At 54.0% G+C, this 17,249-nt stretch carries 4 protein-coding genes; all 4 read right to left on the bottom strand.

Features of this window, described 5'->3' with window-relative positions:
• Window positions 1–11: 11 nt before the first annotated feature.
• A complete protein-coding gene (locus FB479_RS30135) occupies window positions 12–7,775 on the bottom strand; it encodes an amino acid adenylation domain-containing protein (protein ID WP_370511719.1) in 7,764 nt (2,587 codons plus the stop codon).
• 131 nt (window positions 7,776–7,906) lie between these two features.
• Window positions 7,907–11,782: an SDR family NAD(P)-dependent oxidoreductase gene (locus FB479_RS30130; RefSeq protein WP_142067635.1), complete on the bottom strand. Its 3,876-nt coding sequence runs from the start codon at window positions 11,780–11,782 to the stop codon at window positions 7,907–7,909.
• Window positions 11,783–11,796: 14 nt separating this feature from the next.
• On the bottom strand, window positions 11,797–13,062 hold the full coding sequence (gene fabD / locus FB479_RS30125; RefSeq protein ID WP_142067634.1) for an ACP S-malonyltransferase: 1,266 nt from the start codon (window positions 13,060–13,062) through the stop codon (window positions 11,797–11,799).
• Window positions 13,063–13,067: 5 nt separating this feature from the next.
• The coding region (locus FB479_RS30120; protein ID WP_142067633.1) for a non-ribosomal peptide synthetase at window positions 13,068–17,249 on the bottom strand (4,182 nt) is incomplete at its 5' end.

The following is a 17,249-nucleotide window of genomic DNA, read 5'->3' as shown; positions in this document are numbered from 1 at the left end:
ACCTCCGTGTGTTACGAATATTTTTTAACTGCTTCGTCCAGCGAGAGCTTACCGGAAGAAATCTGATCGAACATGTCCAACAACTCTTGTTCCAATTCAGCCTCCCCTATCTTAGGAGGAGCTATCACAAGCGGCCCTGGCTCTGCCTGATCGCTGTCCAGGTAGGCCGCAATCTTGGCGATTGTGGTGTGCGTGAACAGATCGACGATGCGCAGCCGTCCCGGATACTGTTCCGAGAGGCGGTAGTGCATCTGACTGACGAGGAACGAGTTACCCCCGATTTCGAAGAAATTATCGTGGATGCCAACGCCTTTCCAACCGAGCAGCTCCTCCCAAATCTGACTGATCAAGCGCTCCGTCCCCGTGGTTGGCAGGGACAATTCTCCCTCGTCGGTGAGTCGGTCCGGCAACGTACGCCCCGCGAGTTCCTGACGGTCGATCTTGCCGTTGGCCGTCCTTGGCAATTCCCCGAGTGCAAAGAAGTGCGACGGGATCATATACTCGGGCAAACTCTCCCGCAGATGATCCCGCAACCGAGCGGCCGTGACATCGTCCGGTGAGACGTAGTAGCAAACCAACTTGTTTGTATCCCCTTCGCTCAATGCGACTACAGCCGTCTCGCTCACGGAGCCGATTCGGAGTAAAACGCTTTCTATCTCTCCCGCTTCAATGCGGTATCCGCGCACTTTGATCAGGCCGTCCCGGCGCCCGAGATACTCAATCACGCCTTTTGATGAGTAGCGTCCGATATCGCCCGTGCGGTACACACGATCCCTTGTCTTTGGATCGATGGAGTAGGCCTTGGCAGTCTGTACGGGATCTTTGTAATAGCCGGGTGTCACGTTGAGACCGCATATGCAGATCTCACCGGGCACACCGACTGGACACAACATGCCCTGTTCATCCAAGATCATAACGGCGTTGTTGACGAGAGGTCGTCCAATCGGCAGAATCCCGTTTATCCAATCGAGCTGCTCAACTTGGTAGCACGTCGCCCAGATCGTGGCTTCAGTTGGACCATACATATTCATTAATTCCGCTTGTGGAAAGAGAGCGAGAATCTCCTTGGCCAGTTCAGCGCTCCAGGCCTCCCCGCCGATCATGATCCGGCGGATGCTACTTTTTCCAGCCCATTCGGTTAGGTCGCTTCTGCTGCGCAAATAGAGCACCAACTGGTGAAACAAGGCCGGCACGGAATGCCATATCGTAATGCCATTGCCATGAAGATAGGTAAGCAGTTCTTCTGGATTCGTTAACAGCTCCTGCGAAATTATATGCAAGCCTGCCCCGCTGAGCAGTGCCCCGAAGATCTCAAAAACGGAGATGTCAAATGATATCGAAGTAACCCACGCCATCTGATCCCCACGGCCGAGACGTCCCTGAGCGATGCTGCCGAGGAGAAAATTCATCGCATTCAACTGGGTGACCATCACTCCTTTGGGACGGCCCGTGGAACCAGAGGTGTAAATCAGGTACATCAGATCGTCAAGACTGGACTGCAGCTTTAAGCCACTCGAGTCTTGCGCCTCGATGTCCGATCTGAGCCACACCTGGGAGACACCCGTCCAGATCGTGTGATCCGATCCGGTCAGATCCAGCACCTTTTCCAACAGAGGCAAATCGGCGCTCAAAACACGGAATCTCTCCGCTTGTTCTGCTTCGCTGATCAGCACCTGCACCTCACTGTGCTGCAACATGTAACAGACCCGATCCAGCGGGTATTGAGGATCAATCGGTACATAGGCCCCGCCAGCTTTTAAAATGCCAAGGATGCCCGCGATCAGTGGCAGCCCTCTGTTCAGCAACAGACCGACCGGCTGATTCCGGGTGACCCCCGCCTCCCTCAACAGGTGGGCGATGCGGTTCGACCAAGCCTCGAGTTCCCCATATGTGACTCGCTGATCGAAATACGTCACTGCTGTCTCACCCATATGGTTGGCAGCGATCTGTTCGAACCGCTGTATGACCGTGAGTTCTGGCACGCTTTCAGGGTCGAAATTCGTATACAATTCCCGCACATCTGCCTCTGCTGTCTCTCCCAATAACCGTACATCTGCGAGAATAACTTGCTCGTGATCGGTGATCACCTTTACCAGATGGAGGAAATACTCTGTTAAGCGCTCAATTGTCTTCGCGGTATATAAGTCTATGTTATACTCCCAGCGCACTTCGATCTTGCCATCCGTTTCTTTGCAGAGGAAACAAAGTTCGTACAGACTCTGTCGCTCATTCGCTTGATAGTTCTCGAAAAATTGAAACATCGTCTGAAAGATCGGACTGCGGCTCAAGTCCCGCTCCGGGTTGACTTTCGAGACCAGCAAGTCGAAGGGATAGCGACTGTTCGCATAAGCCTTGACACTTTTAGCCTGAACAACCCGCAATAAATCGTCAAACGTGTGCAAGTCAGCGAACGAGACCCGCAGACAAATCATATTCATGAACAAACCAAGAACTGATTCCCATTCCTTCGACTCGCGGCCAGCGATGGGAAACCCGACGACGATCTCGTCTTGCTGGGACAGCTTTTGCAGAAGGAGGAAGTAGCTAGAAAGGAGCAACATGTGCAACGTTGCCTGATTGCGCTTGGCCAGCTCCTTCAATCTCGCCGAACGCTCCGCATCGATTTCGAACACATGATAGCTGCCGTTGTATGTCTGCAACTGCGGGCGCGGATAGTCGGTCGCAATCTCCAGTACGGGAAGAGGTTTCGTAAGTTCCTCAAGCCAATAACGTTCCATATTTGCAAATTCTGTACTTTGCATCCACGCGGCTTGTGTTTCAACCCAGTCCTGATATTGCACACGCAGAGGCGGTAATTCGAGCTCCGTACCTTTCAGTCGGCTCTCGTAGAGACGTTGCCATTCATCCAGCAACAAGAGCATGCTCCAGCCGTCTGTGATCAGATGGTGGATCGTCATTGCAATCACTTGCCGATCAGCACCTGTCATGAACACTTTGACCCTCCAGAGAGGCTCGCTAAAATCAATTGTCCGTTCGTGCTCTTCATTCAGCAGATCATGCAGCAGAACTTCGTCCGCCTCGACCCATTCCACAACAGGTTCATGCGATGGCAGCACCGCTTGTTTTGGGACACCTGACTCCTCGCGGATCACGGTGCGCAGTGCGGCATGCCGTGCGGTCAAGATACGCAAGGCTGAAAGAAATGCCTCTGGGTCGAGCCCCCTCATTTCAAAGTTTGCCCTCAAATTATAGACGTGAATGCCCGGGTCTATCTGATGTAGGAACCAGAGGCGTTGTTGCCCGCTTGACAATTCGCCGACGTGTTCTTCTGCTCTAGTTCCTGCCGCCACTTCCGCGGGGACTTCCCGTTCGGCATCACCAATAGCTCGTGTCAACTCATAAATGGTCAGGTGTTGAAACAGGTCACTGATTGACACTCTAGTCTGTAGTCTTTCTTCTATTAAATTGGCGATCTTAATCGCAAGAATCGAATCCCCGCCGTATTCGTAGAAATTGTCGTGGATGTTCACTGTGTCGAGCCCCAGTACTTCGGCCCAGATGGCGGCGATCTGTTGCTCCCGCTCGGTGTAATCGCCTTCAGAACGGCCGCTCAGCACCACTGAAGCCGGTCGAATCAGCGATCTGGTAGTACGCTTGTTACGCTTTGAAGCAGACAATCTACTGACCTCACGATGTATCTCCTCTGACAACAGGTAAGGGGCTTGATCCATGACATTCGTTAACAGATCATAATTCAACCTGCCGATAATCACTTGATGACGTTCCGGCGGCAACACAGCGGCCAGCCCTTGCAGAGCTTCTTCGGTGGTCAGGGATCGAAAAATACCGTCCGCAGTTACGCCATAGTCAAACGCCATGCCTGCCTCTTTCCAGGTAGACCAATTGATCGACAGCATCGGACGTCCCTTGCGTCTTTGTTCAGCCGCAAACGCGTCGAGATAGGCATTAGCTGCTGTATAGTCTCCCTGTCCTGCTCCGGATAGAATCGCGGTCACAGATGAGAACAGGATGAAGAAGTCGAGATCGTCTAACTGCGTCAACCGATTCAGCCACCATGTCCCTTCCACCTTCGGAGCGAGCACCTTGCGGAAGTCTACCTCGTGCTTGCGTATCAAAAATCCGTCTCCTGCCACCCCCGCTCCGTGAAACACACCGCGCAACGGCCCATGTTCACGTACTTTCTGCAGAGCGCTTCGCAAGGAGTCGGCATCGGCTACATCACCTTGCACAAGCAAAAGTTTTGCACCCGAGGCTTCCAGCGTCAGTATTTTACGAATCTGGTGCGACAGTTTATCTTCGCCGCTTGACAACTCCGCCCAGCGCGCACGCTCCGGCAGCGGCGAACGATGCAACAAAGCGACCGTGGCGTTCTGTTGGGTTAGCCAATGAGCAAGCTCCAACCCGATCCCGCCGGTGCCCCCGGTGATCAGATAGATGCCGTCGCGACGCAACGCGAACGAGGAATCGCTTAGTTGTGTATGTGACGGCCGCACTTCCGGGGTATAACGGACTCCCCCGCGGTATGCAATGCTGTACGGGGCTTCTTGTGAACTCAGTTCCCGCCACAGCACATCAAGCCCGGTAGCTTCGTCAAGATCGATCGTCCGACAGCGCAAGTTTAGCGCTTCTTCCCCGATTACCTTACCAAGACCAAGCAATGAGGCCTGTTCGGGCTTGATCACCGTTTCCTTCCCGGTGACCGCCGACGCATGATCGGCGATTAGAACGATCTGTATATCCTGCTTGCCGCGGCTGTTCATCAAGCATCGCGACAGACGCAACAGGCTGAGCACACCTCGCTCTTGATTGGCTTTGAGTTGCTCGATACCCTCAGCAGGCTTGCAGTTCCAGGTGAACAGATGGTACAGATGTTTCCACGGGACGTCGTCCGTCTCCCTCAGCAAACGTGCATAGTCGTCCTCGGTGCCACTCACGAGATAGCGATCGCCTCCCAGACTCCGGTACTCCTGTCCCCATTGCACCTCAATCACACGCCGCCCATTTTCCCGCAACCGATCAGCCAACTGATCGGCCAGACCGGAGTCGTCCTTCAAAATACAGACAGCTTCATTCGTCCATGCCGTAGTCTCCTTGAGCGGGGTCTCCCTCCACTCGGTCATATAGAACATCGTCTGTTCCTGACCGATCGGTACTCGGATCGTGGAAAATTCTCCGATCTCTGCCAGAACACACCCGCTCACATCGAACAGCTGCACTTTATAGACCTGCAAGTCGTCTGTCGAAACTTCGAGCCTGCGTACCCTCGAATAGAAACGTTCCGGCAACGGACGATAAAGACGTAGATTACGGTAGGAGAAAGCGAGATGCATCCCCTTTCCTTTTTGATCCGCTAAATCGACAACGGAGCCTGTCGCCCTGTCAAGAAGAGCGGGGTGAAGGGAATAATCGCCAAGTTCCTCCTGATGCGAAGAGGGCATCGTGATCTCGATGAGCGCTTCCTCCTCCCCGATCCACATGTTCGTGACGCATTGAAAATGCGGTCCAAACAGGATGCTATCTCCTGCCGCCACTACGTTCTCTTCTCTCTTTGCAAGATGCGGACACCGGGCGAACACAGCTTCCATATCGACATCCGCCTGCACGCCCTCCTCCGAATTCTCCAACAAGCCGGTTGCGTGCAACATCCACGTATCGTCCCCACCTTGTGAGCAGAGCGTGACGCGCATCCCATCAGCAGTCTTCGACAACACGGTCTGCAATGTGCGGGTCTCCCCGTCCTCGACTGTAAACGGCGCCAAAAACTGCATCTCGGCAACCGTGATCGGCTCTTGCATGCCATATTCACGCGCAGCCTCCAGCGAAATTTCCAGATACGCTGTGCCGGGTAGGACCGCCTTAGTGCCGATGCGATGCTCCTCCAACACCCAATATGTGGCGTCCAGGTCAGTCTCGTAGACCGCGCCTTCCATCGTTATCGCCTGACAACGGTCGACCAACGGTGTGGTCAGCTTCTTTGGCCTGCCGACATCCTCCCGTTGTTTCAACAGTAGTCCGTCAACTTGTACCCAATGGCGCAACCTGTCAAAGGGATATACAGGGAGACGCATCGCCCGATGCCCGATCTTGTAAAGAACACTCCAATCTATCTCTGCCCCGGCCAGATAGGATGCGCACAACTCCTCGGCCAGCTCCGGGGTCACCACGTTCGGAGCGTGGACCAAGCGACGGTTGATCTCCGCGCTCATGCGGATTACATCTTGTTCAGACAATTCCCCCTGTTGCCGCTCCCCTTTGCGATGGACGATTTTGTGCTTTCCATAACCAGCCCCCTGCACCTGCCGAGTGATCTCCTCCCCCGTGACATGCAACACCTGCCGCAAGCGATCTCGAAGCTCCTTTACCGTTCTCACCTGGAAGATCATGCGCTCCTGATAATGCCCCCGCCCGGTGTTCGCCGTGTAGCACAAGTCCGACAGAGACACTTCCTCATGGTTTTGCAGATAGCGGAGATGACGGCGCAAAGACTCGCGTAATGCAGGGTAGGACTTGGCGGACAGAGTGAAGAGATGCAGCTCCGTTCCAGCCGGTGCTCTTTCTGGGAGCTGAGGAGCTTCTTCCAGTACCACATGGGCGTTCGTGCCAGAGAATCCAAATGCGCTCACCCCGCAGCGGCGCGGATGGTCAGCGCTCTCCCAGTTCCTCAGACGGTCATTCACATAGACTGGTGAGTCTACAAAGTTGATAAACGGGTTCGGTGTTTCAAAACCGATCGTTTGCGGCAACTGAGCATGTTCCAAGGCCAGCACCATCTTGATCAACGACGCAATACCGGAATTGCCGACCGTGTGTCCAATGTTGGTCTTGACAGAGCCAATCCCGCAAAATTGCCGCTTATCCGTATGGGCGCGAAACGCTTTGGCGATTCCTTTGATCTCAATGGGATCCCCGAGCTGAGTGCCGGTGCCGTGCGTCTCGATGTAGGAGATCGTCTCCGGGTGGATTCCGGACATCTTCCACGCCATTTGCAAGACCTCTGCCTGAGCATCGGCATTCGGCGCGGTGATCCCGTTCGACTGACCATCATTATTGATGGCGCTGCCTTTGATTACCGCCCGGATCGGGTCGCCATCCCGCAATGCCTGTTCCAGGGGCTTTAACAACAGTACGCCGACGCCTTCTCCCCAGACTGTGCCGTTGGCATCCTTGTCGAAGGCACGGATGATCCCGGTACCCGCTTCATGCACCAGATCCTTGCCTGCCGGAAATATGAACGTGGAGAGGCCACCGACTAGCGCCTGCTGGAATTCGTTGTTACGAAGTCCCTGACAGGCCATATGAAGAGCAACCAACCCTGATGAACAAGCTGTATCGAGAACCAGACTCGGACCACGCAAGTTGAGCAGATATTGGATGCGACTTGCAGTGATGCCCGTGTGTGAACCGACGAGGGCGAGTTCATCCTCTTCTTCAATTAATTGGCGATACTGATTGTTGAAATTAGTCTCCTGTCCAATGTAGACAGCCGTCTTGGTATTCTTGAGTTTTTCCTTGCCGACACCTGCATCCTCCATTGCTTCCCACGCTGTCTCCAGAAATAGGCGTTGATTGGGGTCCATCGCCTCTGCTTCCTTTCGCGAAATACGAAAGAACGGCGCATCGAACTGATCCACATGGGACAGATAACCGCCTTTGCGATATTCGACACCCTTTGGCAGGAACGGGTCTGTGTCACGCCTGCGGGAATGTGGGAATTCCCCCGTCGTGCGTACTCCGTTCATCAGCACGCCCCAATACTCTTCCGGTGATTGTGCCCCCGGAAGCTGGCAGGCCATCCCGATGATGGCGATGTCCTGTTTTGTTTTTGCAGCAGACGCCCCTTCCGCCTTTACAATCTCTTTGAGTAGCCGCTTCGCCTCGTCCTTGCTGAGCTGGTTTACGGCGACTTGGTGGAGGATATAATTTCTTACGCTTTCCACTTGTCATCACCCACTAATTTAAAGAGTACGGACGCCTCATCCACCGACAGTTCCCCGTCCGACAAACGGTCGAGCAGATCGTCCAAGTCCTCCTCGTTTATGGTGTCTAGAGAGACGTTAACCGGATGTTTCTGTTGATTTTCCAGATACTCGGCCATCAGCGCGATGCTCGGATAAGAGAAGATGTCGGTGATGTCAAATTGATTGGGAAATGAATCATCCAATGCTCGCAACAGATGGGTCGCGAGGATAGAGTTGCCCCCAAGGTCATAAAAGTTGTCGTACAGCGATATCTCCTCAACCTGAAGCAGACGCGACCAGATCGCGGCGAGTTGTTGCTCGATAGCAGAGAATTCTTGTTGGTCCCTACCGATAAGCACAACCGGCTTCACTTCCATCTCTCTGGCCTCTGCCGATATGTACGGCGCGACCTGTTGCTGGGCCGCCCGTTTTTCGATCTCCAAGCGGATCTCAGTGGACAGAAAGGGGGGGTCGACTTGAAGCAATTCGGTCATCTCGCCATATTTGAGCCCCCCAATTACCACGCGGCTCTCCTGTCCGTGCAAGATGTCGTTCAAAGCTAACAACGCTTCATCCGTGTACAGTTCATGGAAAGGCGAATCATTTTGCACATCGTAGTCGACAGCCATTCCTGTCTCTTTCCACATCGCCCAGTTCAAGCACTGTGTCCACAAACCGCGTCGGTTCCTGGCCTTTGCAAACGCATCCAGATAGGCGTTTGCCGCTGTGTAGTCCCCTTGACCGACCGCTGCCATGAGCGTAGAAACCGAGGAGAACAACATGAAAAAATCAGGCGAATCAGCGGCTGTCAGCTGATCGAGGATCAACGTACCCCGCACCTTCGGGGCAAGCACCTCGCGGAACGTTTGCTCCGATTTGCGGACAAGAAATCCGTTTCCTGCAACTCCGGCAGCATGCACGACACCACAGATGCGACCAGATGTCGCCCGCAGATCTGCGATCACAGACTTCATCTGTGCTTCGTCTGCAACGTCAGCCGCATAGAACCGCAGATTGGCTCCGTTCTGTTCAATCTCTATCAACCGTTCGAGCGCGTTGCGTAGTTTGCGCGAGGGCTTGCCTGCCAACAGTCGCTCCCACTCCGAACGTGCAGGCAACTCCGAACGGCTCACCAACGCAATCGTTACACGTTCCTGCTCTGACAGATATCTAGCCACTTCCAAAGCCATACCGCCGGTGCCGCCGGTGATCAGATAGGCCCCGCCTCGTTTAACTGGTGCCGGAGCATTCGGGCGAACAGCCAACGGACGCAAGACCTCCGTATAACGCTCTGTGCCGCGGATCGCCGTCAGATAAGGTCGATCCTTCACTCCAAGCCATGCCGCCACCTGAACCGGATCGCCAGTTTCGTCAAGATCGAGACAAGTGCAGGACAAATGCGGGTACTCATGGGAAACGACTTTCCCCAATCCAAAGAGAGGGGCCGCTTCAGGATACAAAGTGGACTCGCTCCCCGTCACTTCATAGACTTGCTGACCGAGCAACAAGATTTCAACAGGGTGTTTCCACTTGTGTTCAAGCGTCGCTTTGGTCAGGTGGAAGAGACTCCAAACTCCGCGCTGCTGGGCTTCTTCCAGCGCTTCAAGCGCAGTCGCTTGTGGATCGTTCCCGATCATACCGGCGTGCAGGATTGTCTCGATGCTCACGCCCTTTAGATCTCCAATCAAGCGGCTATAGTCCTCTTGAATGGGACGAATAGTGTACGCGTCGTTACCCGTATGTGCATACTCAGTTCCCATAGACACTTCCACAACGCGCACGGCCAACCTTTTTAACTCTGCCAGCATGCGCTCCGACCACAAGCTCCGTCCCTTCAAAAATAGGACCGCGCCTGTGAGAGGTGATAGAATCAACTCGTTCTGAACGCTCTGCCATCCGATGACATGAAACAGACTGGTCTCCGGTGGGTTGTCGATCCAGCAACGAGATTTCTCAAAGGGGTATACGGGCAAATGAACGACCCGTCCATGGGTATACAAAGCCTGCCAGGGCACCGATGCCCCCTGCACATACAAGTCCGCCAATCTGGACAACTGTGCGTATGTGGCGGCTTCCTTGTCCATGTCGGCCAATAAGGTGCGCGTTTGCTCCGTGAGAATTTGCAATTCACTATTGGTGCGGGCATGCGCCTCGCACTTGGCCCCCTCGACAGATGTCAACCTGTGCACACCGGCGTACACATCGGTCGGTAGACGGTCCACATCTTCGATACCACACAACTTGTTTTCAAGATCATGAAGGTTCTCGAACACAATTGCGAGGCGATGACCGTAGTGCCCACGTCCTGTGTTCGCCGTGTAACAGAGATCAGCGGGCGTAAGGTCAATGGACTGTTTCAACCGCTCCCGGTAACGGTCTACCAGTTCCAACAACGCAGATTGGCTTTTGGCAGACAGGGTGAGCAAGTGCAGGCGAGAACCTTTCACCCTCTCCTTGACGACACGTGGCGCTTCCTCCAATACGACATGGCAGTTCGTTCCGCTCAGTCCGAATGAACTTACCCCAGCCCGGCGCGGTTGTCCGTTGTCCGTCTCCCACGGGCGTGTCTCGTCTACCACATAGAGAGGTGAGCTAATAAACGGAATCTTGCCGTTGGGTCGCTGGAAATGTAATGAGGCCGGCAACCTCTCGTGCTGTAAAGCAAGGGTGGTCTTAATCAACCCGGCGATACCTGCACAATTGCCGAGATGTCCGATGTTGGTTTTGACGGAACCGATCCCGCAAAACTGTTGCTCGGTTGTGTAGTGCGCAAACGCCTTGTGCAGTCCCTCCACTTCAATCGGATCGCCGAGCTGCGTTCCGCTACCGTGCGCTTCGATGTAGGTGAGTGTAGTCGGATCGATGCCAGCTGCTTTCCATGCTTCGAGCAAGACTTGCTCCTGTGCTTTCGCATTCGGAGCGGTCAGCCCCATCGAAGCACCGTCTTGGTTGATCGCACTTCCCTTGATCACCGCATAGATCGCATCCCCGTCTCGCAACGCTTGATCGAAAGGCTTCAGCAAGACGGCCGCTACTCCCTCCCCGTTGCCGGAGCCATTGGAGCGGTGATCGAACGACTTCGTTTTGTAGTCAGACGATTCGATGCCCATTTTTTCATGAGCGTCTGCCTGTAAGGGCAAGAGGTGAACTTCAATACCTCCTACCAAGGCGTTGTCACAATCCCCGTTCCGGATCGCTTGGCAGGCCAAGTGCACAGCCACCAGAGAGGACGAACAAGTCGTGTCGATGACCATAGAAGGACCTTTCAGATCGAGCAGGTACGACAGACGGCTCGCAATGATCGCCTTGCTATTTCCCGTGAAAGCTAGCGCCGAGGATTCAGGTTGTATTTCAAAGATGTAGCGCTTGTACGTGCGCTCGGTATCGAAGTCATTGCTAAATCCTAAGTACACTCCTGTCTTCGTGGAAGCCAGCCTGTCACCTCCGTATCCAGCATCCTCCAGTGCTTGCCAAGCGGTTTGCAGGAACAACCGCTGGCAAGGGTCCATCAGACTCGCTTCTGCATAAGAGAGCCCGAAAAATCGGTAATCGAAAGTATCCACATCCCTGAGAAAGCCACCTTTGATATACGTGATCTCTTGCGGGGGCACCCCTTGATGACGCAGGAGTGGCATGGTGTCCTTGCGCCGAGATAAGGGGAATTCGCGTATGGAATCCATGCCCCCGGAGATGTTTTGCCAGAATTCTTCAACCGTTTCAGCATGAGGAAACCGAACTGCCATGCCGATAATGGCAATGTCCTTTTTGGAAACACTTTGGATATCGATCTCCACTGGGTCATCACGGAATTCCATAATACGAAAATCAAGCAAATTATCCACAGGATCTCCCCCCACTACCTGATGACCAACTCGGACGTGATGTCAAAGTCAGGGAACAAGTGACGGGAGTTAGTCTCCTCAAACAGCTGTCGAAACCGCTCCTTTTGTTCCTCGATCGGCGTGCCTTTGGTACGGAACACGGAGAGCAGCATGTCGAGCGCTGCTCTCTTTTGCTCAAGAGTCGGTTCCAGGCCGTTCTGTTCGATCTCCTGAAGCATCGCCTGAATGCGGCGGTAGGGTTCCACAACACCGGATTGATAAGCATCTACATCCCAGGTGGAATTACGTGTGCAAACAGCGATGGCTAAGCTTCTCGAGATCAGGCACGGGTACGCCAGAACGCCAGAGTCGAACAGTTCGTTCATGTTAGCGATATCTTCATCCTTATCAAAAGAGAAACTGTGCACATCCGCAAAGGTCTTGCGCATCATGTTGCGCAGAACCACACCTGGTCCCAATTCAATTACCACATTTACACCTTGGTTTTTCAGGAAGTGCATGGTCTGATTCCATTGGATCGGCCGGGTCATCTGCACGGTGAGCTTTTCCACGATGTTCTTCGGCCCTAAGTAAGGCAGAGCGTTCACGTTGGCAATCACTGGCGTGCTCAGGTCCGCGTACTGATGGTCGAGCAGTTCATGCTCCAATTGAAAAGCTGCTTCTTTCATTAAGGGACAATGGAACGGCGCGCTGACTTTCAGCCGAACGACACTGCCCCCCATCGAACGAAGACGCTGTTCCGCACGCTCAATCGCTGTAACATGGCCGGCAATGACAGTCTGTCTCGGCGTGTTGTAATTGGAAACCGTCACGCGCTCTTCCGGTGTATCAAGTTCGTGGCAGACCTCTTCCACTGTCAGCGGATCTAGGTCGGATATTGCCGACATCGTCCCGACGCCGACCGGGACTGCTTGTTGCATAAACAGTCCGCGCTTTTGCACGATGCCCACCGCATCGGCAAACGGAATCGCTCCGGCGCAGACCAGCGCCGTGATCTCACCCAGGCTGTGGCCAGCCAAAAAATGTGGACGCAGGCCAAATTCCTGCTCAAACACGCGATAGGCCGCTATGCTATGCGTTAAGATCGCCGGTTGCGTGAACTCTGTCTTTTGCAGTTCATCGGCTGGACCATGAAAACACATGTCGGACAGATGATACCCAAGCGCCTCGTCCGCTTCCTCGAACGTGCGCTTGGCAACCTCATACGCCTTGTACAATCCTTGGCCCATGCCGACGTATTGGGAGCCTTGTCCCGGGAATATGAATGCGATCTTCCTCATTCTGATCAGACCTCCGGTTTCATTTTTATCAGGATCGCTTGCAGTAATCTGACAAAGCCGCGAATCCATTCTTCAAGAGCGTTGCGTTGTAACAAGCCCCCATCATAGTCGCACACGAATTTTATCGTCCCACTGCTGTCCGCATGCCCGAGCGCGAAACCGAACCATTCTCCCAATCGCTCCCCGCTTCTGACCGAATCCTGGCGATAAAACAGCGGTGCCACTTGGCCTGCTTGATTTCGAAAGACGAGGAGACGTACAGCATCCATCGCGATGTCGATGGAACTATCGTGCCGGGCCATTCGCACTTGCTGGAAAAATTCCGAGAAATCACGCACTTGACTGCGTTCGACAGATACTGGTCGCAGCACATCCCTCTCCTCCATGGCATAAAGCGTGATTGGCTGATCGTGAACAATCTCGCCGAATAAATACAAACCGGCGGTCAGCAGAATGTCTTCCAGATCAACCTTCTCTTGCAACGCGAGTTCCCGCAGACCCTCTGTCAGAGGAGCCGGAAGCGCGAATTGGAGAGCAGCCCCTTCACTCCTCGCCCCTCGAGCTTGGAAACGCTTCGGCAAGGTGATTGTCTTGATATTAATGACCGACTGCGTGTCCGATTGTTCCAGACGAACGGCCAGATTGCGGACTGTCGAGTGAGAGAACAGCTCCGCGATTGTCACACGGCCGGGATAGAGTTGTTCCAGCTTGGCGTGGAACTGCACCAGGGAGATCGAACTCCCGCCAAGTTCGAAAAAGTTGTCATGGACGCCGATCGTCTCCACGCCCAACACAGATTGCCACAGCCTGACCAATTCCTTCTCAGTCTTGCTCTCAGCCTCTTGGTAGGGCACACCCAACGCCTCCCGCGTCAAAAGCGGCGCAGGCAATGCCTTTCGATCTATTTTTCCGTTTGGCAGCAGCGGATAAGAATCGAGGCGGACAAAAGCGTTGGGCAGCATATAGTCCGGCAGAAGCAGGGCAAGATGCCCACGCAGTTCGAATACGGGTAGTTCTTCTGGGGCTAGATAATACGCGACAAGGAGCTTCTCGCCGGACTCTGATGGAATAGCGGCCGCTATCGGTTTTTGCAGCCCTTCCACACTTGCCAAGGCATGCTCGATCTCGCCGAGTTCGACGCGGTGTCCCCGAATCTTGACCTGTTGATCGAGACGGCCCAGATAGAGGATTTCACCGTTCGTACGCCAAAGGGCAAGATCGCCTGTCTTGTACAGTCGGCGCTCTGGGTCGAGCGGGTGCTGGATGAACTTCTCCTGTGTCAGATCCTCTCGGTTGTGATACCCGCGCGCGAGCCCGTCCCCTGCGATGCACAGTTCCCCAATCGCATCAAACATCTGAATCTCCCCGTTGCTGTCAAGCAATAGAATCTCTGTGTTGGCGATTGGTTCGCCAAGTGTTACCTCTTCCGCATGTGTCAGATCTACCGTCATCGACCAGACTGTGGTCTCCGTTGGCCCATACATGTTATGCAAGCGTGCCTTCGTGCAAGTTCGCAGCGATTTGATCAGATCCATGTGAAACGGCTCTCCGCCGATCAAAATCTCACTCAGTCCCGCGAGTCCTGCCCGACCGATCTCGTCGCCGAGCAACAGCTGGATCCTCGACGGAGTCGTCTGGAATATGTCTGCCTGGCTAGCCGCCAATAAGCGACCAAGCGCTGCAGGATCAGCCTGTTCCTTTTCAGTAGCTAACACGACGCGCATCCCGTTCATCAACGGCAGGAGCGTTTCCAACACAAATATGTCGAAGGAGACAGTCGTCACCGAAACGAACGTATTGCCCGGCCTGAAATCGATCCGCTCGACCATCCCCAACAGTAAGTTGACCACGTTGCGATGCTCCAACAGCACTCCCTTGGGTCGGCCGGTCGAACCAGAGGTGTAGATGCAATAAGCCAGATCCTTCTCACCGATGGTTGCCCCGAGATTGGGGCTCTCCCCCTCATACAAAGAGGAATTTTCAAGATTGATCCACTTGCCTGTATAAGTTCCTACTCCCAAGAGTGTCTCCGTAGACAGCAACAGTTGTGTACCGCTGTCCTCGATCATATGCCGGATGCGCTCTTGCGGATAAGTTGGGTCGATCGGAAGATAAGCGCCGCCCGTTTTCAAGATCGCCAACAGCCCGATGATCAATTCTACTGTGCGGCCGCACATCAGCCCGACGATGTTACCTGGGCCAACGCCGCTCTCCTGCAAGCGCCGAGCCAGTTGATTGGCACGACGATTCAGTTCCCCGTAGGTCAGTTCTTGATCCCTTGCAGCAAGAGCGGGCTCTGTTGGACGGTATGCCGCCTGGGATTCGAACCGCTCATGAATCGTTCCGGGCGGCACGACCCTCGCCATCCGGGCAGCGCGTTGGCATAAATAATCTAGCTGGTCTGGCAACAACAGATCAGACTTCTTCATAGGCCGCTCGGGTGTTTCGATAATCGCGTGCAGAGCACGCTCGTATATAGCTAAAAGTCGCTCCGCCACCGCCTTTGGATAGGCGCGCTCAGCAGTTGTCAGCACAATTGAGAGCTGTTCCTCTGCGAATACACAGGTGAAATCCAGATCTGAGTTGGTACGTTCGAAGTTGTTAATGTCGATGACTCCATGTGCCAGCTGCTTGGCATCGATTCGGCGTAACACATGAAAATCCACGTAGTTAAAGAAATTGTCAAACAAGAGACTGCTTTCAAACGTTGTTTTCCCGATTACTTGCTGGATGTGCTGCAGCGAAACCCGCCCATACTGCTGGATCTCCGTCAGCTTCCGATTCATGTCGTCCAACAAGTCAAGCCAAGTGATCTCCTTCTCCACACGTACGCGCACTGGCACGGTATTCAGGAAACACCCGAGAATCTGTTCGCCGTCTGCGCACAGGGGACGGTTGTTAACCACGAGACCGACAAGGAAATCTCCTTCCCGCGCCATGCTGTTCATCATAGCCGTGTAGGCGGAGAAGCAGACCGCCTTTATGGTCGTTTTGTGCTCGGCGGCGAACTGGCGCAGCATTACGCCCGTATCTGATCCAAAGGTCAGCGTCGTCTTGATAAACGCCTGATCTAAAATCGCCGAGTTCTGTGCTGTCAAAACCTCTAAGCGCTTGCAGTCATCCAGTTCACGCCGCCAATAGGTGGCGATGTCCTCTCCCTGCTTCAACATCGCTTGTTCGATCAGCAGTTCCTTGTAGCTATAGGCGAGCGGTTCGACCTGAATTTCTCCCTGCTTTCCGGCAAAATAGAGCGCGGATAGTTCCGTGATAACCAAGGCATTGCTCCAACCGTCCAACAGGGCATGATGGTAAAACCACCCGATCGAATAATTGCACTGATCCAGACAGAACAGCCTCATCCGCCACGGACTTGCTGCTACCCCGTTTTGGAAAAACGGCCGTTTCCGGTCTTCTTCCATCGCTCGGAAAATCGCCGCTTCCTGTTGCTCTTTATTCATTCCAACCAATGAGATTAGTTCGTAGTCAAGCGTTCCCCTCTCTCGCACGATCTGCACAGGAGCCGTAAAATCCTGAAGGTTGAATTCCGTTCTGAGTATCGGATGCTTGTCCACAAGCGCAGTCAGAGCAGTGAGAAAAGCATCCTCATTAAATGTTTTGTCCTCAAATTGATAGACAAACTGATCGTGATAGGCATACAGGTCAGGTCGGCTTAAGGAGTGATAAATCATCCCTTGCTGAATATCGCTTAACGGATAATAATCTTCCACCCCGTGCGTCAGCCACGACGGATCGTTTGCCTGCTCTACCAACTGGGATTTCCAGCTTTCCATTTCCTGTATCACTGCTGCCCGGCGACCATCCTCTACCCGTCGCTCCTTAGCTTGCAGGAAAGCCGCCAACTCTCGGATCGTGGGATGTTGATAAAACTCGATTAACTGCAACTCGATTTTCCATTCACGGTTGATGGATGTGATCACCCGGATCGACTTGATCGAATCGCCGCCGATGTCAAAATAGCGATCATCGATCCCAATCCGCTCTAATACCAACGCCTTTTGCCAGATGGTGACCAGTTTCGCCTCCGTCTCATTGCGGGGAGCCTCATACTTAGTCTCCCGCTGCAGATGCCCCCTCGGGTCCGGTAGTCGCTTGCGGTCGAGCTTGCCATTTGGCGTGAGCGGCATCTCCGCCAATTCCACAAAGTACCCCGGTACCATATACCCCGG

The organism is Brevibacillus sp. AG162 (assembly GCF_006715575.1).
GTDB lineage: Bacteria > Bacillota > Bacilli > Brevibacillales > Brevibacillaceae > Brevibacillus > Brevibacillus brevis.
Note: the sequence above shows the minus strand (reverse complement) of the source record. Positions and strands in the feature narration are given on the sequence as shown.